Genomic DNA, 24661 nt, shown 5'->3' with positions numbered 1-24661 from the left:
TATTGTAATACAATCGTTGTACAGTCCATTATTAATAGATAAAGTGCTTTCTTTAGACTTTTGACGTTACGCTTTTTTTCAAAATATCAAGGTTGTTCATTAATGAAATATATTGCACTGATCACCAATATGGATACACAAATCGAGCAACAATGGTTAGCGGTATTACAGAAAGGATTAGACAATGAAAAAATTCTTTTACCCAATCAGATAACAGCGGTTCAGGCACAACAGATTGATATTGCGATAGTGGCCAATCCCGATCCGGAAGTTATCACGCGATTTCCCAATTTAATCTGGATTCAAAGCTTATGGGTTGGTGTTGAAAAGCTGGCCACCACATTACCTCTGGACAGAATAAAGCTGGTCAAATTAAATGATCCGCACCTTACCCAAACCATGGCTGAAGCAGTACTTGCGTGGACTCTCTATTTACAGCGCAACATGCCTGAATACGCTCGACAGCAAGCACAAAAAAAATGGCTGCCAATCCCCTATAAAAGCCCTCAGGAAACACGTGTTTCAGTATTGGGTGCGGGCACACTGAGCATGGCAGCAGTCGATATCTTAAATCGACATGGTTACCCCGTTTGTTGTTGGAGCCGCGGCGCAAAACAACTTACTAATGGCCAACATTTCACCGGAAAATCCGGTTTGCAGTCAATGCTGCGTCAAACGGATATTTTGGTCAATTTACTGCCCTTAACACCCGCTACTCACCACCTTATTGATGGTGAGTTATTAAAGAATTTACCCAAAGGAAGCCGCTTTATAAATTTCTCACGCGCGGCAGTCGTCGATACCAAGGCATTATTAGCGCTATTGGATGAGTCACATATTGCACATGCTGTACTGGATGTTTTTGAGCAGGAACCCTTGCCCGTTGAAAGCGTGATTTGGCAGCATTCGAACATAACCGTTTTACCGCATATTTCGGGGCCAACAAATATCAACAGCGCGGCTGAAATTGTGGCTAAAAATATAACAAATTATCGTGCAACAAATATCATTCCCGATGCAGTCGACGGTGAGCAAGGTTATTGATTGCTGATATTGATATTGTTTAGCAATAATAGGGCAAGTTTTCAGATAAACTGATCATACATAACGCCAATATTTTTTCAGCGCCCCCTAAATGCTCAACTAAGCTGAGAAGCACCTTGTAATAGCGGATCAAATTAGTTAATTTTAGCGCCGTCAAAACAGGCCGGTTTTTGCTTGCTCTTCGGAGAATTTGAGTCTCAGCCATCGCTGCGCACAAACGACAACAGCGAGCATGGCTGCTTTTCAGAAGAGTTGTCGCTTAAATTTTCTCTACACGGCGCTTTACACATTTTAAATAACAGGAAGTCTTAATGCATCTTTGTCCCTTATGTTCATCAAATCAGACTCAGTTCTATTTTAAGGACAAGAATCGTTCCTATTTTCAGTGTTCCCGCTGTGAGTTAGTCTTTGTACCCGAGGAGCAGAGGCTCAATGCGAAGAGTGAGAAAGCCCACTATGATCAGCATGAGAATAACCCCGATGATCAGGGGTATCGACGCTTTTTATCGCGCTTATCCTTACCTCTTCTTGAAAGGATAGAGTCGGACTCTGCAGGATTGGATTTTGGCTGTGGACCGGGCCCTGCATTGGCACATGTGCTCCGCGAAGCCGGACACAAGGTTGCGTTATACGACATTTACTATCAGCCCGATACCGATGTACTGAAAAAAACCTATGATTTTGTAACTGCGACAGAAGTAATAGAGCACCTTTATGATCCTAAAAATATATGGTCGCAATGGCTAAGCTTAGTTAAGCCGGGTGGCTGGATAGGAATAATGACTAAACAGGTGATAGACCTTGAAGCATTTTCGCGCTGGCACTATAAAAATGACCCTACCCATGTCAGCTTTTTTAGTCAGGCGACTTTTCGCTATCTGGCGAAGCGTGACAAGCTTGAATTAGAATTCATTGGAAATGATGTGGTCTTACTGAGGAAACCTCTATCGTGAGCCGGAATAAGAAATTTTATTACTCACTTGGCGATGCTGGTATTAATGCGCAGGATTTGATAACTCAGCTTATGATACCAAAATCATTAAGTTTATGATCACTTGCTTGAAAGGAAAAATTGACGCTAACAAAGCCGTCAGGATGAATTTGACGAGTAAATATGATCACTTTATTAATACTTTTTCTATTAATAAATGTAGCGAGCGTGGAATATTTTTATCCGTGATCTAGAGAGAATGTAAACTCTCTAGTTCAATGGATTGAGTCGACATGATAAGTTAATTAATAGAATTGCTATTATGTTATCGGTAGGGTGCGCTTCGCGCACCGCAAGCCGCGGCAATCGGTGCGCGGAGCGCACCCTACGGGCTGAGGGAACCTCTGTAAAAAGTCGAAATAAGAAATTCGCTTGACCTTATTAATCAATTGGCGCGGTAGTAGCTTAAATTTTCACTGAGCTACTTGGAAGTAGAAACCTCTGCTTTTATGCTCTAATAAAAATTAGAGCAGCCTATGTCTTAAAACAAGGTTTGGATGTCGCGCTTTTTTACCTTCCTAGCATAGACATATCTATCTCCTCCGCCAAAATTCTCAAAGCATCGGATTGGTTTACCAGCACTAAGATGCTCGCAATCGCACCTTTTAATTGCTCATGAGCTGAAAAATCAGCCCACAGTTTGCGGATCATTCGATTAAAACTCAGCTGCCGATTGGTCATATTTGACTGGTAGGCGACGCCTAACAACTGGCGTATAGCATTTCTTGCTTCTTCTATACGACCTTCTATCGGTTCTAAAACACTTAATACCGTACTCTGAGCTTCATAAATAATGGAAGTTGCAACTGCCAGTTGCCGTTTCTTTTTAGATATTTTGGGCTCAGTGGCGTAAGAGGCAGCAATAATTTTGCTGCGCAAACCAGCCATTGCTGCACACTTGGAAATATTATATTTTTTCATTACCTGTTCAGTATCAAGCAACCATTGATTAAAATTTTCAAGAAAAATCAACTCTTTATTGGCTGATTTTGTGACCAGCTCAGGGATAAATAAACACTGCTTTAGCAAATCCTCATACGCGTCTATGTAGGAGTATTTCATGATTACTCCACCATCAATTTGGAGACTATATTACCATCAGCATCTTCCATCACCTGCCATTCCATACTCTCTTCAGTAATCTTCATTTTAATGTAAAGCAGCGTTTCTGGTTTTTTTTCTCTAAGTTTATCACTCTCAACCGTTACTATGGCACTGTCAATTTTTCCAGCTACGGCTCTTTTTTTTATTGCAGGTTGAAGCTGTTTTACCAAATTTATCATGAGCTTTTCTTTGATCATCTGATCATTAACATTATTACTTTTAAGTATTTCATCAAAAATAACACGCCCTTTTTTATCACTGATGATCGTTTCTATTGCTATATCAGACACCGTTTCAATAAAACTATCCAAAGATATTTTTATCTCTGCGCCACTTTTTATTGATTTTTCCAAACTATCAATTTGCAAATAAATCGACTTTCTTAAAGACGTTGAAATTTCTCTATTAAAGCTCGACACTTTAAACACGTTCTTTACCTCTGCATAGGTAATGGCATAAAATGATGTGTTATCAATGGGTTGGTAATCTTTTTCAACAGTCATTTCCAGTTCATCGATAGCAATAGGTATGGTTAACTCTGTATCATCGATCTTCATTCTGGGAATGGAGAAATGCCTTAACAACTCATCTTCAGCGTACATCTTGGCAATATTGGCAGACTCCACATCGGCGATAACCCGTGCATAGTTCAAATCTTTTACCAGAGAGCCTAAATAATCTTTTAACGTTGGCATACTCTTTCCTTGTAGTTTAAAAATGCCTAACCCAGACAACTGATACTACATTCGGCAGTTATCTGGATCAGGCATTTATGATGAAAACTCGGCTCTCGAGTTTCCATAATGACCCATCTTTAATTTCCTGTCGGTTGAGCAACGATTGCATCTTCCAAAATACCCAGTAGTTTTTCCATACCCGCTGGTATCTCATCCTGGGAAATCTTAATTTTCACACCAAGTTGATAGGTCTTATCAACTTTACTGCCCTGTCTGCTAGTTCTTTGATAAGAAGCATTAACCTTGAAGTTAACCGATGAGCTGTATTTGGCTTTAGCACTGGATTTTGCAAAAAGTGATGTGATCACCCCGGAGCCACCGCTTATACTTCCCGATGTACTCGAGTTATATCCAAAACTCGTCGATCCTTTAAACTCAGAACCAACACGGGTATATTCCATCGACGTTATTTTCGCATTGAAATTAATTTCCCCCTCTTCCACTCTAATAAACGGAATAGGTAACATAGTCAAAATAGGTACTTCCAACTGCATTTCATCAAACACAGCTGGCACCGCATCTTTATCTTCAGTTGTAACAGTTACCGTAAGTCCTGTACCACCAGCAACAGAAACGGTAGTACTTCCGTCATAACCACTGCCAGCGTTGGTCACATTAATCGCTGTTATTACACCACTGCCATCAACGGTCGCTGTTGCTCTGGCATCAGTCCCGACTCCTGCAATAGTGACTGCAGCACCTTGGGTATAGCCTGATCCCCCACTAGTAACCGCAATACTCGTAATTCTCCCTTTTATAGCCGCTTCATAAGGCGAGACCATTTTAGGATATTTAAAATTAACATAAACGGGTGTTCCAGGCGTCACTTCACCCGTTGTCTCATCCTCAGAATCCGGCGTAAAGCCGACTGATTTTATAAAATCAACGGTTGAAAGAGCCGCCTGAGCCTGTGCATCTACTATCGCGCCCAGCGGCCCTCCGATCATACTTTGGAAATCTATACTTGAAAGTTCCTGTCCTGGGGAATAATTTGAAATAGCCATAATACTTTCCTCGCATTTAACATTAGCGCAAATCGAATGCTTTGCTGGTGCACTCCAATAGGGTTTAAAATAAAATAAAAACTTAGTATTGATAACAACCATTATTTTATTTTGAATAAAATATGAATAGTCTTGTTTTTAAGTAATGCCCTATAGAGCCTATATAACCTAAAGGGCCTTATAATGAGTATGGTATACTTACCGGGTAAGTAAAGAATATTTTTGGGGTTAGAAATAGAAGTCAAAACAATATTAATAATCAACTACACCGCCCCTAAAGGAGCAGACTTGTAAAGCTAAGTTAACCGAAGCGCTTAGCGAGGATGAGAGATAAGTTAAGACGGATATCTTTGAATACCGCCTTAATATGTTCTCGAGAGGAAGCCGTGTTCCTCAAGCAGTGAAATGCGCATGACCCCATATGGGAAGGTTTAACCAATGTTCGTTTATTATTTTAAACGACAATTTTTTGTGAAAAATTTAAGCACCAAAACAGGTGAAAAGACAGGTTTAAACAAGAAGGTAAGCTTTTAATGCAGAGCAAGACTGCTGCTTAAAAACGCTAAATCAAGGTTATAAGCCGAACTCCATTCAGATCAAGTTAGTGGAAGCATCAAAAGAATTTAAACAACCGATGACGGCTTGCATGGGCACCGGCAGCAAGTTCATGGGTTGCGCGTCTGCCGCTAACGGCGACGTTATTAACCACAGCGATATTAAACTGTGTACCGATGTTTCTGAAGATGCAGCAGCAAGGGTCTATCTACTGCCTAAAGTCCCTCACTCCGGTAAGATTAGCCAAGCCATAAGCTTAATCATAAGGTTTTTCCCACTCATTAAAAATCGGTTTGTGCCCCTTTACAACCTGAAAAGTTAATTCGGCACTAGCCGGGACAATCTTTAGTTTTACTGCCGCTCGACATTGAAGCTATTCGGGCCCTAAAATCGACGATAACACAGCGGTAACAGCTAAGATCACCACTGCCATTAACATTTCATTCTTTATTGATTTTTGTAGTTTTTTGATACCTGTTTCTTGTTGTATTTCTTCTACAAGTCGAAATTTATGGTAAGCGGCAATTAACAAAATACTACCGACAAAAATCAGTTTTAGGAGCATGGCCAGACCATAAGTTGTGGTCAATAACGCCAGTGGATTTGCTAAAAATAAATATAACAAACCTATGCCACAAGCGATTAAAATGCCCACCATAAACATCGCAATTTGACCAAATAAGCACATCAACTTATACAGCGCAGGTGGCTGCAATAATTTGCAACTAAGCCATAAAGGGTATAGTGCACCTACCCACCAAGACACAGTGATAATATGAAAAGCCAGCAACCACTTTGCGACGCCACCTGTCACGGCACTGTGGCCTATAAAGGTAAATGAATATGCAAAGCTAACAATAGCCGCCACATATAAAAAGGTGAAAGTTGCATCTTTGAAGCTAAAGGTTCCGTATTTTGCATTAAGATTGTCCCACAATAATGCAAAGCCTAAAATGCTAAAGGCGAGCAAACGCCATAAAACAGAATCACCCACCGTACTTTGCCAAAGAAAGCTTATCAATCCAGTATCAAACATACCTGATAAGCCAGTTTCAGAAAAGGCTCCAACCTGAATAAAAAAGTTTATAATGACCGCGGCAAAACCTAACACACTGCCTATGGCAATATAATTAAGAAGCGACTTTTTATTAACGCTGGTATTTATTAAAGCGGCAATAAAAGGGCCGCCAATCGCTGCGGCTATCCCATTATATATCAACCACTTGGATATTATATTGCTATAATCCCAAAGAGTAATTTCCATCATAGGCACCCTAACTAAGTCTCATTGTCAGCATCTGAAATAGCAGGTGTTGTTGCCATACCGGCGTCCTTAACCTTGAAGGAAATGTCTCCTTGCAGTTTATGAGCATCTTTTCCCATCGCCAGCCACTTAACCTTATAACTACCCGTCTCAAGTACAGGCAATGCGATACTAAATGCAGCTTTAAAGTCTTTGCTTGGTTTAGCGTTAAGTTTAATTGAATTCCCTGATTGATCTGTCAGCTGCAATCTGACCAGTTTAACTTGTGCAGTAAATTCAAGGGTAAAATCTTCAGGAGATTGATTTAACTGCTCACCCTCTTTAGGAAATGAATTTTTCAGATGTGAATGGGCTATCGCCAAATTACTGACGACAAGAAAACTTAATATGGCTATCATTTTAAATATTTTCATTTTTATTCCATTGCTCTTTAAGTTAAAAAAATTCATCATCGTACAATCCATTGTAGCTGAGTATTTTTTGCCTCCTGCATAGCAGCTGTTGCCAAAATTTTCCCAGCCGTTAATCCTAAACGCTCAGATAAAGACCTCATTGACCAAAAATGAGTCATGTTAAAGGCATGACTGTAACATAATAAAACACACTATTAACATTTCGCGCGTTATGTTGACGACGGATGCTTTCTTTATGTCTGTATTAACAATATTTCAATAAATTACGGCACATAGCAATCACTGGAACGACGACTAAAAGCGTTAAGACCATAGCATCGAGCAGTCCTGCGCTGATATATATTAACATAGGCGCCCTTTTTTCACTCCTCAAACCGCAGTGGCAACATTGTAAAGACCCTCGAAATTTTCGTCATTAGAATAGGAATTCGGCTTTTTTCTCCTGATTTTATAAGCGCTTGATCTGCACTTTTTCTTTTTGATATAGCCCTAATGTGCCAAATTCACGAGCAGTACGGTATTTTTGGGGTATTATGTGATTGCTGCCTTTGTATCACTTTTAACTTGGAGCGTTATGACATAAGGTGTGACGAGTGAACACCATTGAAGAATCAACAGTGCTAAATTAATAAACGACGGCGCAGACGCCTGCCGTTCAAAAAATTTAATTAACGAAAGATTCGCTTTGACTGACATTCAATAATCAAAAGATAGGGAAAAATCATGAACAAAGTTGTTTTATTAGCGCTTATCTCCACCTTGAGTGCTTCACCGCTATGGGCTGATCATTTTAAGGGTCATGTTGATGTAAAAGTAGGGGAATTGTCACCGCGTGCGGCAGCAGGTCAGACGATTTTCAATCAAAACTGTGGCGCCTGCCACGGCATCGACGGTGAAGGAACACACGCAGGGCCACCGTTAATTCATGATATTTATAACCCTGGTCACCATGGTAATGGCGCTTTTTCCAGAGCGGTAACTAAGGGTGTTCAGCAACACCATTGGCCATACGGAAATATGCCGGCACAACCTGAGATTGGATTCTCAGACATGGCCGGAATTGTATCTTTCATTCGAGAGGTTCAGAAGCAAAATGGCATAGTAAAGAAAGTCCATAATATGTAGAAACCGCGCTGTATTATTCCCTTGCCTTGAATCGAAGAATCAGGTTTAGGTTTAATTCATTCAAAATCAGTTTGCGCCTATTTACGATCTGGAAAGCTAAGTCGCTAACGCCTCCTAAGCGTTACACACTAAAAATAAGCGACTAACTTAACTTGGCTATCGGGAAAACTCAAGCGTGGCGATAGCTTGAGTTTTCCCGATTTGAGGCACGTCGAAGAAAAACTTCCACTTTTGATTCTCTAAAATCAACTTATCAGTCCATGTTTTAAAAAAATGAAAGGTTATCAACCTAAAGCCCCCTAATTATCATAGCGTTAAATACTATAAAATAGCCCTCCGTAGAGATCCGTAAGCGCACGACTAACGTATAAAGTTCTGTATAGAGCCAAAAAAGTGAAACAGGGTGATCGGTAATCATTTGTATAATTGATAAATATTCTGATTAATTTTGTTCTGCACTGCCCGTTGAGATAACTTCCTTTTTGGCTACCTGTGCTTAATGTTTTATTGCCTATTTTTTTGGCAAAACGGCGAAATTCAGCAGCTGCGTTTACACTGGTTGTACAAAGGATTTAATAAACGACATGGCCGGCAACGTTATCATTAGAGTATTTTCAAATTGAGGCACCAAAAATTAGCATACTTGTAGATTGCTACCAAAGCATGTTTTGAAAAAATGGGGTGTCATCTAAAGTGCTTACTTTGGGTGATTATGTTGTGCTGTTAATTAAGATTCATGTATGTCATCTCACCAGAGGAAAATGAATATGAACAAAAATGCGACAAACACTGGCGGTAAATGTCCCGTTATGCACGGCGGTGCAACCGAGAGCAGCATGTCGAACGTGGCATGGTGGCCGAAGGCACTGAACCTCGACATTCTGCATCAACAGGATAGCAAGACCAATCCCATGGGACCGGACTTTAACTATCGGACAATGGTCAAAAAGCTTGATATCACCGCGCTCAAGAAAGATATGCACGCACTCATGACCGAGAGCCAGGACTGGTGGCTGGCGGACTGGGGGCACTACGGTGGTCTTATGATCCGCATGTCCTGGCACGCGGCGGGAACCTATCGTATCGCCGATGGACGAGGGGGTGCCGGCACCGGCAACCAGCGCTTTGCGCCAATCAACTCCTGGCCGGACAACGTCAATCTTGATAAGGCACGACGCCTGCTCTGGCCAATCAAGAAAAAATACGGCAATAAGCTCAGCTGGGCCGATTTGATTGCCTATGCGGGTACTATCGCTTATGAATCGATGGGCTTAAAAACCTTTGGTTTTGCCTTTGGGCGTGAAGATATCTGGCATCCGGAAAAGGACACCTACTGGGGTGCGGAAAAAGAGTGGCTTGCGCCCAGCGGCAGCGAAGGCAGCCGCTATTCCGGTGAGCGTGATCTGGAGAACCCGCTGGCCGCGGTGATGATGGGATTGATTTACGTTAACCCCGAAGGTGTGGACGGTAATCCCGATCCGCTTAAGACCGCGAATGATATTCGAGTCACCTTTGAGAGAATGGCGATGAACGATGAGGAAACCGTCGCGCTGACCGCAGGTGGTCACACGGTGGGCAAATGTCATGGCAATGGTGATGCCGCGCTACTTGGTTCGGAGCCTGAAGGTGCGGCTATTGAGGATCAGGGCTTTGGCTGGTTAAATAAGACCAAACGCGGCATTGGCCGCGATACTGTATCCAGTGGCATTGAAGGCGCATGGACAACAAATCCTACCCAGTGGGACAACGGTTACTTTCAATTGTTACTAAATTATGAGTGGGAACTGAAAAAGAGCCCCGCCGGTGCATGGCAATGGGAACCTATCAACATTAAGGAAGAAGACAGGCCCGTCGATGTTGAAGACGCCTCGATTAGCAACAATCCAATCATGACCGATGCCGACATGGCGATGAAGATGGATCCTGAATATAGAAAAATATCAGAGCGTTTCTACAATGACTTTGAATATTTCTCCGAAGTTTTCGCCCGCGCATGGTTTAAACTGACCCACCGTGATATGGGGCCAAAAGTCCGTTATCTCGGTCCCGATGTGCCGCAAGAAGAATTGATCTGGCAGGATCCGGTGCCCGCAGGAAGCACTGATTATGATATTCAGGCGGTGAAAGATAAAATAGCAGCCAGTAGTCTGAGCATAAGTGAAATGGTATCTACGGCATGGGACAGTGCCAGAACCTTCCGTGGTTCCGACAAACGCGGTGGTGCCAATGGCGCACGTATTCGCCTTGCTCCGCAAAAAGACTGGCAAGGTAACGAGCCTGCGCGTCTCGGTAAAGTGCTGACGGTGCTTGAAAAGATTGCGGCCGAAAGTGAGGTAAGTGTCGCTGATATGATTGTGCTGGCAGGTAACGTCGGTGTTGAGCAGGCAGCAAAAGCCGCTGGCTTTAATGTGACGGTACCCTTCTCCTCGGGACGCGGAGATGCAACCACTGAAGTAACCGATGAAGATTCTTTTGACGTACTAGAGCCCCTACATGACGCCTATCGCAACTGGCTCAAGCAGGACTACATTGTTAGCGCTGAAGAGCTGATGCTTGACCGTACGCAATTAATGGGCCTAACCGCTCATGAGATGACGGTACTCATTGGCGGAATGCGGGTGATTGCTACCAACCACGGAGGCACTAAACACGGTGTATTGACCGAGCATGAAGGAGCACTGACCAACGACTTCTTCGTCAACCTGACGGACATGAATTACACCTGGAAACCGACCGACAATAATCTCTATGAAATCCGCGACCGTAAAACAGATAAGGTCAAATGGACGGCAACACGGGTTGATTTAGTCTTTGGTTCGAATTCGATTCTGCGCGCCTATGCCGAAGTGTATGCACAGGATGACAACAAGGAAAAGTTTGTGCGAGACTTTGTAACTGCATGGACTAAGGTGATGAACGCTGATCGTTTCGATCTGCTCTGATTTTTGAGCACTAATTCCTATGAGGCTGATCGCTGCGCCGTAGGATCGGCAAATAGCGGGACAGATCTGGACGCTGCACATCTGCTCTGCTAAAAAAAAGGGAAAACCGTTAGTAGTTAATATAATAATCGCCTTAAACAGGCTAAAAAGATCGAAAAACGGGGTTATGTTCGCACATAAACCCCGTTTTTTATCCTGTTCAGAATACTTCAATTCTCTCTTTAGCGCGCTTTAAAACTATTCGAATGCAGCTGAACCATCAGAATTGTGCTTTATCGACGGTTTTTAGCCATATTGGATTTGAGAAAGCTTTCTGTTCTTGCTTATCTTCTACGACTAAACTTACCCAGCCTGATTTTTGTGGAAGATCAAATACGACCGATGCCTTCTCGCCCGATAACGTCTGCTCACTGATCACACCCTCATTGCCGATTAACTGCACCGACTTAAGCCCATTGACCGACAGCAGATCAAAATCGATTGATTGCGGCTGATTTTTAGCCAGCTTTAGGGTGTCGCCAAACATAACGTCTTGTGGGTATATGACAGGACCAAAGGACACATAAGCGCGGCCATTTTTCATTGCCTGAGCAAATGCTTTAGCGTTTGGTTTACTTCCTGTATAGACAAACATACGGTTAAGACCGGTTGTTTGATTCCAGACATCATGGGTGTCAGAACCGGCAGTATAGTAATAAGGTAAACCTTCAGACCATAGCTGACGTGCTTTATTAATCGCTTTTTTATAGTCCACTACCGCATTTATCTCGATCAGATCAATGCTTGGATTAAAGCCGCCGGGTGCCGTATTTTTTTCCAGGCTGCTCAGATAACCATAAGGAATATAGGGATGGTTAGAAGCGACTGCAGTTGCACCCATAAAGCGGGCATCTTTAATAATGCTGTGGATATCATCCACACCGGGATCCACCGATAACTGCGCACCAACCTCAACAGGGAAGACATTAAAATGCCCCCACGATGCTGAGATTTCTATCGATGGAATAAAGGGTACACCACGCTTATCCGATAGCGCTTTAATAGCCGCATTGTTTTTTGTTGAGTCATGGTCACTCACAAAAGTAACACTAAGACCCGCTGCCAGCTGTGAACGTACCAGATACTCAGGTGATGTCGACCCTTCCAACACATCGGCATGATGATGCAGATCACCCGCGTACCAGCCTTGTTGCGTTGGATAGGTACTGACCGGGATTGCGCTGGTCAGATTAGTTGTTTTATTGGGCACAATGCTGGCATCAAGCAATACAGGTTTAGCTAAAAAATTATCACCCGCAGAAACTTTAAGCTGATAATCGCCGGGAGCCAATGTAAATTTGGCCTGACCGACACTGTCTAACCCGGTGAAGAATGTTTTCGCGCCAAAAAATTCAATCAGCGGTTTATTACCCTTTTCAATCTGAATTTTAGCGTCTAATGCAGACCTTGTTTGCGCATCCGTTACCTGAATATTAACTTTACCCGGAACCAGAAGATCAGCAAATGAAAGCGTTTGTGACTCATTATTTTTGATACTGATATTATGCTTTGTACTGTCTGAATAACCTTTACCCGCTGCATATACCTGGTAATCTCCCACGGGCAGATCAAAATTATACTGACCATTCTTACCTATTACCCAAATGTACGGCACATCATCTTTAAGCACGACTACCGCTGGCTGATCGACAGATTGACCATTTTTAGTTTTTACGCTGCCCGTCAATGTTCCGGCCTGCAGATTTTTACGCTCAATCTCAGCCTTCACCACCGGTGAAAGGTCGCCGCTGGCCAGTACCTGATAGTCACCTTCAAAGGTCATTGATTGTGACTTTTTCAGGCTATGTTTTGTATATAGATCCCGAGATTTGTATTTCAGTTCTGTCATATACGGCGCATGCAATGCAATTGCCCAATCAGCGTCATAGCCAACAAAACGGTCTGCGATAGGATTATCAAGCAGCGCTTCATCTTTACCCGCATAACCCGGCACGGCAAACTTATAACCACCATCCGGCCACAATGTATAACCGGATAACATATCAGCGACTGCTTCACCTTCGTTGGTCATGGTGGTTTTAACATGAATGAGATCAGAATCGGATGCCAGGCTATAAACAGTACTAATAATAACCTTACCAAAATCACGGGTAACCTTAACTATCGCCTCATCCTTACTGTCTTTAATTATCTCAACGTTTTGATAAGTGTTCGGCCAGCTTGACCAGTTATTCGGAATAAAATCTGCAAAGGCGACACGATCATTGCTTAAGGATCCATCTTTTTTAACATTCGCAATATCAACAATACAACCGCGCGCTACACCCCAAGGAGGCGCGGAACCGATCGCTAACGAAAAGGCTAACTTGTCATTCCTGACGGTTAAGTCTTGATCAGAAGTTGCGTTACCGGCGGGGATAATAGTCTTGCCTTGAATAATACTGACCGCTGCATGACTTTGCGTCGTGGTAGCCAAACCAGAAGCTAATATAACGGCACTAACAAGCAGGGTTTTACGAAATGACTTTATCATTACTGTTTACCTTACGCAGACACGGTAGCCTGCTTTTTATTTACATGAGTGTTTCGAAAAAAGCAGGCTACCGTGTCTTTAACACAAGTGCAAAAAAGCCAAGTTCTTGATTTTTAATGAAATATATAAAATTTGCAAATTTGAAATTAACACGCTGAGCCGAACAGCATACATGTTTTCAAATTTCAACGTTGGTTTGGGGCGAAATAATCCAAGAAGTGCATGATCATTCAAGTGTTATTAAAAAATGCGTAAGTGCTCGGCATTGAATTAAGATCATAGTTTTTTGTGAATACCACTGTATTTAATTTTTTTCATTAACAATTAATTGAACTATAGTTGATTAAATATTGATTAAGTTTTTGGCAGAAAAAGCGTCACAGTAAAGATTATTTCACACGAGAAGTAGATGTTGTGCTGATTAATTTAAATAGGTGGCATGTGTTTTTGTGCACAGTGCCGTCTGTAAGCTGTTAGCTTATAAGCCCTTTCAATATAATGGCGACTTCTTTAAAAAAGTGTATTACAAAAAGTTACTTGTAGGCTGTAACGATTTTAATGCCTGATTTTAATAAAAGTTATTGGTTGATTTTGATTGATAAGGATATATCACTATGTGTAATGACTTATGCATAATGCCCCCCTCTCCGGATCTGCACAACAAAATAGACGAGTCTAAGCGTGCATTCCTAAAGGGAAGTCTTCTTGGTGTAGATCAGGTCGATTTACTCGACATGCGAACATTTACCTTGATCACCGGGCGTCCGGCAAAAACCCGTTCACACAACAATTCGCTAGAGTCTGCTTCTGTAAAAGGCGTGCGTAAAGCGCTGGTTTTATTAGTGGACTTCTCTGACAAAAAAGCCATCGAACCAAAAAGTCACTTTAATGATCTCATGTTTTCATTAGGTAAAAAAAGTATGCGGGATTACTACCGCGAGGTTTCCTATAACAACCTGGATGTACAAGGTGAAGTAGCAGGCAGCGGCGCAACTAAAGATTGGTTTCGTGCACCCAAGACAAAAAGTTATTATACCAATAATGACTTTGGCTTCGGCAGCTACCCGAAAAACGCACAAAAACTGGTTGAGGACGTCATTGACTTAGCGGCATCCCACGTCAACTTTGCCAATTATGACAATTCCGGCGATGGGAAAGTTGAGTCGTTAGTAATTATCTGCGCCGGCATCGGTGGCGAGCAATCTGGTAACAAGAGTGACTTCTGGTCACATAAATGGAGCATAGCGCCAAAGTCGGTCGATGGGGTGATCGTTGATCGTTATTTCATGGCACCGGAGAATGGCAAAGTAGGCGTAATGGCACACGAGCTTGGGCATCTGCTAATGGGGTGGCCTGACTTATATGATACTGACTACTCCAGTCGAGGTACCGGACGCTGGGATCTCATGGCCGGAGGTAGCTGGAATAATAATGGCGAGACCCCTGCTCACCCTACTGCCTGGTGTAAAGAAAAAGCGGGCTGGATCACGCCAACGGTTATTTTTTCTGCCGATCAGGCGATCAATCTGCAACCTTATGCAGATCATGCCCAAGCTTATAAATTGCCTATTGGTAGTGCAGGCAGTAAAGAGTATTTTTTGCTCAGTAACCGAAAAAAGCGCGGCTTTGATCTGCATTTGCCCGGTGAAGGACTGATTATTGAGCATATTGATGACAATAAAATCAATAACACCGACGAGAACCATTATCTGGTAGACATAGAACAATGTGATGGACTGAGGGAGCTAAACTTAAACATTAATAGCGGAAATGTTGGTGATGCTTACCCTAGCACTGCTAACAATTCATTCACTAATAGTACTTCGCCAAGCAGCAAAAGTTACGCTGGCGCAGACTCCAAGATAGCGGTAACCAATATCACTAAGTCCGGTGACAACGTGACAGCTAATGTCAATGTTGGTGGTGCTACGGCTAAGGTTTGGAAGAATAATGTGACCGTTAGCAAAACCTATGCGACTTACCACAGCAAAAATGCCTGGGCATACATTGCCGGTTCCGGCTGGCGTAAAATAGACGGTCTATCAACCGATGGTGTTACCAATGTATTTATATTGCTGGTCTATGCACAAGCATTCAACAGGAAAGTTTCAGTGCAAATTGATAGCAGTAAAATTTATATCGCTTATATGAACTAGGAGAGATCAAATGAATTTTTCAAACAAGGCTGTAACACGTACTTTCGCATCACCTAATTCTCAAAATTGCTGGGGTTATCTCGCCACGATTGGCTGGAGAAAAATAAAAACAAGCACTAATGATGGTTCTACTAATCTATTTATGATGCTGAATGCCGCCAAAGCCAGTGGCAAAACAGTTTCTGGAACGATTGAGGATAGCACCAGCCAAATTACTATCCTTTACCTTAACTAGGAGATTGTAATGGCACAAACCATCAATATTAATATAAATGAAACCGGCGGAAGTGCTGGAGGTTTAAGCATTGAGCAAGCGGCTGAAGTAGATACTCCAAGTCCTGATATGACAGAGATAAGCTCATCGGATAACTTTGATGGGGCTCCTGCACCGGAAGGTGCTGACATTCCAAAAATAGGATATGGCGAAGCTCCAAGCCCTGATATGACAGAGATAAGCTCATCGGATAGCTTTGATGCAGCTCCTGAACCAGAAAGTGCTGACATTTCACAAATGGGATATGGCGAAGCCCCAAGCCCTAATATGGCCGAGGTAAACTCATCGGGCAACTTTAATGATGATCCTGAACCGGAGGGTGATGGCATGTCGCAAATAGGACATGCCGAAGTCCCCAGTCCTGACTTAGCAGAGATAAGCTCATCGGACAGCTTTGATGATGCTCCTGCGCCCAAAAGTTGAGGTTATATAACGCAGTAGATGGATTACCTTCTCCGCTGGGGGCTATAACGTCCTTGTCTGAAAGGCAGTTTTAATTATCGGGCTCTGCAGCTACCGCTCTAGAGCCCGAAAATTTTCCAAAGACAAAAGTCATGGAGAAACACGTAGAAAACAAGTCTGATGAATGAATAAAGCAGGCGGCCTACTCGCCAAAAAAGATGAAAATCACCCTTTTCAGCAGCGTTAAAAGCAGCATGAGTAATTACGTAGCAGCAAAGTTCGTAGGTATTACGAGATCCTATTAAAGCGGTTTGTTGCGTTCTAAAATTGAAATCCTATTAAAGCGACTTTGGAAAAAGATGAATAAATATGCTCGAAATGATCGATATTTAATATTGCTGCTGTTTAAAACAATATGATTATTTTCACCCTGGATCTTGAAGTCAATCCGTTATATCGAGGCTGGATTATAGGCCTATGTCTTTTTTTTACATTATCGGGAATATCTATGGCAAACGTAAGTGCTGCACCCAATGAATCAATCTTGGTTGGCCGGGTGATTCGGTTAGAAAAACAAGCTAATGGCAAGACGGAAATGCAGCTAAAAATAGAAGAAGTTGAGTGCATTTACGGGCCCTGTTTTTCTGAAAAAGATCAGGAAATAACTTGTTTTACCTTTCAAGACACTAAACACGTGATCGTCGGAAGTCGCATTAAGGCAAAGGTCGAATATATAGGCGGCCCACACCATGGTCAATATCAATTATTAAAAATTGACGAATAACCGCTTCAAGAGACGGAGGTGTGAACATGAATAATTGGGCTCATGATATTACCTAATGATTTCCAGATATCCCCTCAATATTATTATTTAATTAAAATAAATCAAAGGGAATTGATTAATCTAAAGCATATGACAGTCAGAATATCTAAGGTCCTCTTTTGCGACTTGAAAGCTAACACTAGTTGACCCCATACGCTTTATAAAAATGAACTCAACTACACTAATAGTCTGTGATCTGCTGGTTATTATTCGCCCGGAGTGAAATGTAATAGTCAATTAAATAACTAATTACTTCTGCCGAAAAAGCTTAATAAATAGATCTATAACTCAATTTAATCAGTCTATTATTGAAAATAAAACAATTCATTGAATATCAAATAAATATGAATTACCGTAATTTTCAAGCCCAAAGACTGGAAATGAAAATATCTACAGCCTAGCAAGGTACCCATCAGGAGCATTCATGTTTGAAGCATTAAAGCTTAGATTTTTTATCTCGAAAGTGCAGGCAGAGCTATTAGCTCAGCACCGAGATCAGGATTTTACAAAAACTATATGCCAACTGCCATCAAATATGGAACAGCTCAATTTGCTGCGTAAGCATGCATACTTCCGAAAAGATAGCATGGCTCCGTTTATGGCCGTTTGTCACCTATTAGGTGAAAGTATTGAATCAGACAGCTTAGAAATAGAAATAAAGAACACATGTGCAGCCCTACTTGCTGAGCGGCTACAAAAAGCAAGAACCGATCTTAAATTTCATCGCCGTCACTTTAAGATTTTTGGTAATTTAGAGAGAAAACTAGCGCCATGGATCGAAGTTAAAGACACCTAACGAAGTCGTTCGCTACGCTCACTAGGAAGCCCTTAACCGGAACCTGTTATAAATCAAAGTGAGCACTATGAAATTATTCAAATCTGTCATATCACAGTAACTTCACCGGAATCTTTTCAAAATCACTGTAATGAAAATATTGATGCGTTAGACACCCAGTTTGCAAAGAGCATACTTTCGGAAAAGTCGATAAATCAAAGTATTAGACTAAAAGTAAATGGGCTTTTGCCTTTTCAAATTAATATTCATTTCTCACTTATCAGCGCCCCTCATAAAAACAGGCTATCGCCTTGAAAGCTTCGTATAAACAAATAACGATAAGAAAATAACACTGGCACCTATTATTTTTTGCGGCTCAACTGTCTCACCCAACATTGTTATACTGAGTATTAATGTCCAAATAGGCTCTAAAATCATAATCAATGAAGCGGTTTCTATATTCACTGAATACTGCCCTACTGCCTGAAGTAAATAACGCAGTGAGGTTGCGACAATGGTAGACACAATAAACCAGCCTATAACGCTGTTACTTAGTTCGTAGGGGGCGTGCTGGGTCAAGGAAACAAAAATTGCACTGCTGATCCCGACGGTGAATAGTTGTAAACATATAGAGACTAACGGCTTAACATCTTTTGTCACTTTTTTATTAAACACAAAATAGACGGAAATTAATGCTGAAGCGAGTAAAAAATACCACTGACTTTTCTCAACGTGCCAACCATTAGACAGCGTCAGCAGCATCATTCCGATTATGGCAACCGGTAATGCCAACCAAAAGGCCTTATTGGGTCTTGTTTGAAAAAATAGCCATGAAGTAAAGGGAGCAATTATCATGGCCAAACTCATAATAAAAGCGCCCCCTGAAAGGCTGTTAGTGATAGAAACAGCATACACCCAGACCTGCATTGAGAGCGCTAAAACAAGGCCAACAGCGCAAGCTGAAATCACTTGATTTGTATTCAAACTAAGCACATTTCGGTAGCAAAAAGGAAATAAAATAAGACTGGCAATCAGAAATCTAGCAGCAATAAAAATATCACCAGGCATCTCTACAACAACTGATTTTGATGCAATCCATCCAACAGCCGCAAGCAGTGTTGCCAGTAATAGATGAAATTCTCCGCGCATAGTGTTTTCTCTTGTTAGGGATTGTCAGGCAGTCACGAAATATTTCAAAAGAAATCACAACAACTTGCTTTTATTATAACTTTTGTAACACTGTATGTCTTTGATAAATAAATTTAAACTAGTGCCTTCGGACTTAAATACGAACATTCATTTTCATGATCAAGTGTGCGTGGTCATTCTTTGTACTACCACAGAGGGCAGCGCTACACAGAGAAAAAGTGAGTGGTAACCGACATAAGTTCATATAGAAAAAGTTATTGTCTATACGCCTTTTATCAATTGGTTATGGTTTGTCAGGTTGTTAATTTATAATGCAAACTTAAGTCCGAAGACACTAGGTCATAGAAGTTTAAGAGCAATCTCGCATATGTGCAGGGTTGCTCTTAGAGAGTAGATGTTAGGCGATGCTTGGCGGTTATAACCTACTGGTTATATTCCGGGTAATCAGTCAGCCCCTTTTGTGCACCACCAAACAGAGTCTCCGGATCGTGCGCTGCTAATGGATAACCTTCCTTAATACGCTTTGGAAGATCCGGGTTAGCCACAAAGGATCGCCCGAAAGCAATCATATCGGCGACGCCTTCAGTAATAGCCTGTTCAGCTTTCTCGGCATGATAGCGACCGGCATAAATTAGAACGCCTTGATAGGCTTCACGTACGGCTTGTTTAAATGCTTGCGGCGTATCGGGTGCATCATCCCAATCAACTTCTGCAATATGAAGATAAACAATCTTGTGTGTATTAAGTAAAACCGCCGCTGCCGTGTATGTCTCAATTGGCGTGGCATCAACGGTACCATTTAGAGATGTAAAGGGCGCTAAACGTACACCAACACGGTCAGCGCCTATCGCATCAACCATAGCGCCAACAACCTCTCCCAAAAAGCGCAATCTATTTTCGATGGAACCTCCGTATTGATCGGTTCGATTGTTGGCTTCTGAATCAATAAACTGATTGATCAAATAACCATTTGCAGAATGCAGTTCAATGCCGTCAAATCCAGCCTCAACCGCATTGAGTGCAGCTTGACGATACTCTTCCACTACCTGCTTTATATCTTCTATTGTCATTGCTCGCGGCTCGACAACGTCAACAAATCCATTCTGATCTGTACCGTTATCGATAAACACTTTTACCTTTTCAGCTTTTATTGCAGAAGAGGATATGGGCTGTTCTCCTCCCGTATTATCCGGGTGAGAAACACGTCCAACATGCCAAAGTTGAGCGAATATGACGCCACCTTTATGGTGAACAGCATCGGTAACTTTCCGCCAGCCATCAATTTGCTCAGGTGTATAAATACCGGGAGTCCAGGCGTAGCCCTGGCCGAGTGCCGATATCTGCGTACCTTCGGTGACAATAAGACCTGCAGTCGCACGCTGTGCATAGTATTCAGCCATCATATTATGGGACACATTACCCGGCTGATCGGCTCGAGCGCGCGTCATTGGCGCCATAACAATACGATTTTTGAGTCGAATACTGCCTAATTGTAAGGGTTGAAATAGTAAGTTTGTCATTATCTTTTTCCTTGGAGAATTAGTTTGCTTGAATTAGCTCAATTTGGTATCCCTCAGGCTGGCTAGTAAAAGCAATATGCGTTGCGCCGCCTTTAACTTGTCCCGACTCACGCATAACGTTGCCGCCTAATGTTTTTTCTTCGATAAGGAGAAATATACGCCGATCGAACATATGTTTGAAATTATCATTAATTCTTATTACAATAATTTTTTGTTATTAACATAGGTCGACCTCATCATGATCAATCCTCTTTGGCTTAATACATTTAAAACCTTGATAGAAGTTGGCCACTTTACTCAAACGGCTGAAAAGCTGAATATGACTCAGCCGGGTGTCAGTCAGCATATAAAAAAGCTGGAAAATGCGTGCAGTCATTCTCTAATTAGGCGTGAAAAGAAGGGGTTTGAACTCACTGAACAAGGAAAAATGGTTTATGAATACGCGCTAAAATTCGCTGAAGATGAAGCAAAGCTAATCGAAAATTTGAGTTTTGATAATCCCTATTCAGGACAATGTACTTTATCTTGTTCAGGATCTTTGGCGTTGCTTATCTATCCGAAACTTTTATTATTACAACAACGATATCCGGATTTGAGTATTCATCTTGAAGCGGCGCCCAATCAAAAAATATTAAGTGAAGTGCAATCCGGTAATATCGACTTGGGCATAGTCACCCACATTCCAAATGGTAGCTTTTATCAAAGTGAAATCATTGGTCGCGAAACCTTATGTTTGCTGCTGCCAAAGGCATATCAGAATAAAAAAATCACCTCCGAGTTGCTGTTTAACTGTGGGTTAATTGATCATCCTGATGCAATGCATTACTTATCACTTTACTTTGATTTATGCGGGGAAAAAGAATTGGCGAATATAAATTTGAATGCGTTACCAACCTCAAGCTATATCAATCAACTTAACCAAATATTACTTCCCGTTGCTAAAGGGCTTGGGTTTACGGTACTGCCAGAAAGTGCAGTAGAAAACTTCTCGCAAAAAAAGAGTCTTTATATTGTTAAAACGGCAAAAAAAGTGGAAGAAACTCTTTATTTAGTACAAAAAAGGAACCGAAATTTAGCACACCGTTACCACTCGATATACAGGTTATTACACAGTGTTCTTAAATAAAGAAAAGCTTGAGTAGATTACGGTACCTTGATAATTTGAGGAATAAAATCACATTGATAGATCTCAAAATGACATTGTATTTTTTAATTTACAAGGGTGATATGACAGACTTTATTCATTAATAACGGCTTTGTTACGTCCCAATGATTTCGCCTTATATAAGTTTTTATCAGCATTTTTAATGAATGTTTCTGCCGCAGAATCTTCGATCGATGGAATTTTTATATAAGCGCCAATACTCACCGTAACATAATCAGAGACAGCTGATTTTGGATGCGTAATTTGACATAACTCAACATTATTTTTTATCAACTCGGCTAACTGTAATGTCTTCTGCGCACTCGCCCCGGTAAAAAAAACAATAAATTCCTCTCCGCCAAATCTTGCAACAATATCCGTTTTTCTGGATAAGGCGTTTTTAATGGCATCGGCAACCTGCTTTAAGCATTGATCGCCCTTCAGGTGACCATAAGAGTCGTTATATAACTTAAAAGAGTCAACATCTATCATTAACACCGCCAGCTCAGTCTGATCTCGTTGCGCTTTATCAAAGCTGAAATCGAGTAATTTCATAAAAAAACGTTTATTACCTAACCCTGTTAATGGATCGGTTTCACTTAATCTTTTGAACATCTTATGTCGTGCTTTTGTCCTTCGGTGCTGGCGTTCGATTGCGGTGGTATCTTCAATAACGCCATAAATGATGGCGACCTCACCTTGATCGTTCAGTTCAAGTACCTTAGCTCGGCTTGTAAAGTAATAAGTGATATTTGTTCTTGGATCAGAATAGGGAAATTGATTTTTGTACTCTTCGGTTTCTTGACTGAGTAAGGCCTGATATTCAGCGAATATTAATTTCGCCTGCTGAGATGATTTTAGCTCAACATTTTTAAGATAATCGCCAGCGATTGGGCAAGTGTCAGAAACAGAGTGATAGGGTAAAGATTTATCAAGGTTAAAAACATCCTCCATATACTGATTGCAATAAAATAGACCGGGCGAGTTTTCAATATCAATAATCCACCAGCAAACCTTATGGAAATTAAGATAGAGATTTAGCGCTTGAATATGTTTTTCCAGGGAAGATAACCTCATAAATTCGAACCTTCTTTGTACACGATTTTTAGCTGTGTTTTTCTCGCCAGAAGATCATTACTCGATGCTCGATAAATGAGCACATTGCTATTTACAGCATAAATATCAAGGTCAAAACTAGCGATAAGATGTTTGCAAGTTAAGCTAATTAGCATTATTTGTCCCGAATTATGAACAAAGACACGCTCGTAATCAAGGGCTAAAATCATCCAATTTTGCGCAACTATTGGTATCGGGAGAAAGCGAGCGCAAATGAGATTATCTCAACGGATAAAGAGTAAAAAATTTTCAAGTCGCAATCCCCCTTTGCACCTTACAAAATCATCAAGAACGATGCCACCCATCAAGAACGATGCCACCCATCAAGAACGATGCCACCCATTTTTCTAACCAATAACATAGCCTCTTTCTGCATTCATTTAGATAAAATGTTATGACTATTTATACATACCAATTGAACGTTTTCAATAAATGGGGCTTAGAGGGTAAAATATGAGGAAGATGGCCGTTTTAAATCAGCAGAACAGGCTTGATCTTAATCAGGCGGGGATGAGTTACCGATAATTGAAGAATTCAACTTTAAGCACACAACCAGCGTTGGCAGTTTGCTGCACCTTGGCACCGCTTTCAATCTAAATGTTCACAGTATTCAGTTAATGCCGTATGGCACCTACCGCCCCTTTAAATAAATGACCAAATTCGGTCATGATTTTAAGCCAATTGTCTGCAGGAATATTAAGTCTATTGAGGATATCTTGACTGTTTGAACTGATGGCTCCGCGCTTATCTTCTCGTATGATTCGGCCGGTCTCTTCAACAAGCATAATGTAATCCTTCACACTGAACATTAACCCGTTAGACATGTTCCGGTGCTCACTGCCTACGAATGGCAGTCATTCTGGTTGCTCACCTTTTATAACGGAGTGAATTCGGCGTTGAATGCTGGTGTAATCTGAGGTTTCAGGGGTTGTCGCTATCTTGGTGCGAATCGGGTTTAAATCAACATACGCCATACAAGCCAGTATTGCGGCTTCATCAAGTAATGCCTGAGATTTAAAGCGCCCTTCCCACTCATTTATAAGGGATAAATGAGAACAGCTTTAGCTGACCTGTCTGGCAATCGGCTCACTGAGTGAACGCATAAACCAGCTAATATCAATTAAACGTCGACGATATTCGGTAATGCAGTCATGAACGGTTTCAAGATCAAACGCATTGAGGTCTTCACCTTTAACAAACTTTTCGTCAGTACCGTCCCTTTAAAGCCTTTGTGCCATTGATCAAACACTGCTTTATTTAACCAGCTTTCAGCTTTATCAGCATTCACTTTAAGGACAACATGTAAGTGATTACTCATGACTGCATAAGCACAGAGATCAATTGCAAAGATGGTCGCAAGCTCAATAATGCGAGAATCAACCCACTCTCGGCGATGCTCATAGTTGTCACCTGTTGTGATATCAATGCCACACGAGAATGCTTTGCACACAACACGTGAACAGCAGTGATAGTAAGGCGTGTCATCTAAGCTCACAATGGTTTTTCTTGGCTTGGCCATCATTCATCACCTGAAAGTAAATAAAGATAACTAAAGACCAGACCAGTGGAAAAATATTCGCCAAAAATGAT

At 41.5% G+C, this 24661-nt stretch carries 19 protein-coding genes and 3 pseudogenes; 11 read left to right on the top strand and 11 right to left on the bottom strand.

What is annotated here, in order from left to right; all coding sequences use genetic code 11:
- Positions 1 to 102: 102 nt before the first annotated feature.
- Positions 103 to 1044 carry a 2-hydroxyacid dehydrogenase gene (locus CXF72_RS01325; RefSeq protein WP_101036212.1) on the top strand — a complete coding sequence of 314 codons (942 nt, stop codon included), beginning with the start codon at positions 103 to 105 and terminating at the stop codon, positions 1042 to 1044.
- Positions 1045 to 1355: 311 nt separating this feature from the next.
- Positions 1356 to 1997: a class I SAM-dependent methyltransferase gene (locus CXF72_RS01320; RefSeq protein WP_101036211.1), complete on the top strand. Its 642-nt coding sequence runs from the start codon at positions 1356 to 1358 to the stop codon at positions 1995 to 1997.
- 548 nt (positions 1998 to 2545) lie between these two features.
- Here CXF72_RS01320 and CXF72_RS01315 read toward each other — a convergent pair.
- From CXF72_RS01315 to CXF72_RS01305, 3 genes are all read right to left on the bottom strand, one after another.
- Positions 2546 to 3097 (bottom strand): hypothetical protein, encoded by a 552-nt coding sequence (locus CXF72_RS01315; RefSeq protein WP_101036210.1) that lies wholly within the window; start codon positions 3095 to 3097, stop codon positions 2546 to 2548.
- Positions 3098 to 3099: 2 nt separating this feature from the next.
- Positions 3100 to 3834: a hypothetical protein gene (locus tag CXF72_RS01310; protein ID WP_101036206.1), complete on the bottom strand. Its 735-nt coding sequence runs from the start codon at positions 3832 to 3834 to the stop codon at positions 3100 to 3102.
- A 119-nt stretch (positions 3835 to 3953) separates the two neighbouring features.
- Positions 3954 to 4880: a DUF2589 domain-containing protein gene (locus tag CXF72_RS01305; protein ID WP_101036204.1), complete on the bottom strand. Its 927-nt coding sequence runs from the start codon at positions 4878 to 4880 to the stop codon at positions 3954 to 3956.
- Between the two features lie 604 nt (positions 4881 to 5484).
- Here CXF72_RS01305 and CXF72_RS01300 point away from each other — a divergent pair.
- Positions 5485 to 5757 (top strand): hypothetical protein, encoded by a 273-nt coding sequence (locus CXF72_RS01300; protein WP_101036202.1) that lies wholly within the window; start codon positions 5485 to 5487, stop codon positions 5755 to 5757.
- Positions 5758 to 5808: 51 nt separating this feature from the next.
- Here the strand turns inward: CXF72_RS01300 and CXF72_RS01295 are convergent, their stop codons facing one another.
- Both CXF72_RS01295 and CXF72_RS01290 read right to left on the bottom strand, forming a co-directional pair.
- The gene (locus CXF72_RS01295; RefSeq protein WP_101036201.1) at positions 5809 to 6702 is read right to left on the bottom strand and encodes a copper resistance D family protein; all 894 of its coding nucleotides are present in this window, start codon (positions 6700 to 6702) and stop codon (positions 5809 to 5811) included.
- 11 nt (positions 6703 to 6713) lie between these two features.
- The gene (locus CXF72_RS01290) at positions 6714 to 7112 is read right to left on the bottom strand and encodes a copper resistance CopC family protein (RefSeq protein ID WP_157823166.1); all 399 of its coding nucleotides are present in this window, start codon (positions 7110 to 7112) and stop codon (positions 6714 to 6716) included.
- Between the two features lie 723 nt (positions 7113 to 7835).
- On the opposite strand from CXF72_RS01290, the gene CXF72_RS01285 reads away from it, so the two are divergent.
- Positions 7836 to 8237 carry a c-type cytochrome gene (locus tag CXF72_RS01285; RefSeq protein WP_101036197.1) on the top strand — a complete coding sequence of 134 codons (402 nt, stop codon included), beginning with the start codon at positions 7836 to 7838 and terminating at the stop codon, positions 8235 to 8237.
- A gap of 767 nt (positions 8238 to 9004) precedes the next feature.
- Complete coding sequence (gene katG / locus CXF72_RS01280; protein ID WP_101036196.1) at positions 9005 to 11179, top strand: catalase/peroxidase HPI; 2175 nt, start codon at positions 9005 to 9007, stop codon at positions 11177 to 11179.
- A 259-nt stretch (positions 11180 to 11438) separates the two neighbouring features.
- Here katG and CXF72_RS01275 read toward each other — a convergent pair whose 3' ends face one another.
- Positions 11439 to 13712, bottom strand: a complete 2274-nt coding sequence (locus CXF72_RS01275; RefSeq protein ID WP_101036195.1) for a CehA/McbA family metallohydrolase — start codon at positions 13710 to 13712, stop codon at positions 11439 to 11441.
- A gap of 614 nt (positions 13713 to 14326) precedes the next feature.
- Here CXF72_RS01275 and CXF72_RS01270 point away from each other — a divergent pair.
- From CXF72_RS01270 to CXF72_RS01250, 5 genes are all read left to right on the top strand, one after another.
- Positions 14327 to 15868, top strand: a complete 1542-nt coding sequence (locus CXF72_RS01270; RefSeq protein WP_101036194.1) for a M6 family metalloprotease domain-containing protein — start codon at positions 14327 to 14329, stop codon at positions 15866 to 15868.
- A 10-nt stretch (positions 15869 to 15878) separates the two neighbouring features.
- On the top strand, positions 15879 to 16103 hold the full coding sequence (locus CXF72_RS01265) for a peptidase M6 (protein WP_101036191.1): 225 nt from the start codon (positions 15879 to 15881) through the stop codon (positions 16101 to 16103).
- Between the two features lie 9 nt (positions 16104 to 16112).
- Complete coding sequence (locus CXF72_RS01260; RefSeq protein WP_101036189.1) at positions 16113 to 16565, top strand: hypothetical protein; 453 nt, start codon at positions 16113 to 16115, stop codon at positions 16563 to 16565.
- Positions 16566 to 17052: 487 nt separating this feature from the next.
- The gene (locus CXF72_RS01255; protein ID WP_101036187.1) at positions 17053 to 17328 is read left to right on the top strand and encodes a hypothetical protein; all 276 of its coding nucleotides are present in this window, start codon (positions 17053 to 17055) and stop codon (positions 17326 to 17328) included.
- Positions 17329 to 17791: 463 nt separating this feature from the next.
- A complete protein-coding gene (locus tag CXF72_RS01250; protein WP_101036186.1) occupies positions 17792 to 18163 on the top strand; it encodes a hypothetical protein in 372 nt (123 codons plus the stop codon).
- 282 nt (positions 18164 to 18445) lie between these two features.
- On the opposite strand, the pseudogene CXF72_RS20170 reads toward CXF72_RS01250, so the two are convergent.
- The 3 genes and pseudogenes from CXF72_RS20170 to CXF72_RS01240 all read right to left on the bottom strand — a co-directional run.
- Positions 18446 to 18847 (bottom strand): annotated as a pseudogene (locus CXF72_RS20170) (DMT family transporter); the annotation flags it as partial.
- Positions 18848 to 18952: 105 nt separating this feature from the next.
- A pseudogene (locus CXF72_RS20165) lies at positions 18953 to 19291 on the bottom strand (EamA family transporter); the annotation flags it as partial.
- 422 nt (positions 19292 to 19713) lie between these two features.
- Complete coding sequence (locus CXF72_RS01240; RefSeq protein ID WP_101036179.1) at positions 19714 to 20811, bottom strand: alkene reductase; 1098 nt, start codon at positions 20809 to 20811, stop codon at positions 19714 to 19716.
- A 238-nt stretch (positions 20812 to 21049) separates the two neighbouring features.
- Between CXF72_RS01240 and CXF72_RS01230 the strand changes: the two genes are divergently transcribed.
- Complete coding sequence (locus CXF72_RS01230; RefSeq protein ID WP_101036175.1) at positions 21050 to 21937, top strand: LysR family transcriptional regulator; 888 nt, start codon at positions 21050 to 21052, stop codon at positions 21935 to 21937.
- Between the two features lie 111 nt (positions 21938 to 22048).
- Here CXF72_RS01230 and CXF72_RS01225 read toward each other — a convergent pair whose 3' ends face one another.
- Together CXF72_RS01225 and CXF72_RS19710 are read right to left on the bottom strand one after the other, a co-directional pair.
- Entirely contained in the window at positions 22049 to 23032 is a 984-nt protein-coding gene (locus CXF72_RS01225) for a GGDEF domain-containing protein (RefSeq protein ID WP_101036174.1), read from the bottom strand.
- A gap of 627 nt (positions 23033 to 23659) precedes the next feature.
- A pseudogene (locus CXF72_RS19710) lies at positions 23660 to 24590 on the bottom strand (transposase).
- Positions 24591 to 24661: the final 71 nt, after the last annotated feature.

Origin of the sequence: Psychromonas sp. MB-3u-54 (assembly GCF_002836415.1) — a bacterium.
GTDB lineage: Bacteria > Pseudomonadota > Gammaproteobacteria > Enterobacterales > Psychromonadaceae > Psychromonas.
Note: the sequence above shows the minus strand (reverse complement) of the source record. Positions and strands in the feature narration are given on the sequence as shown.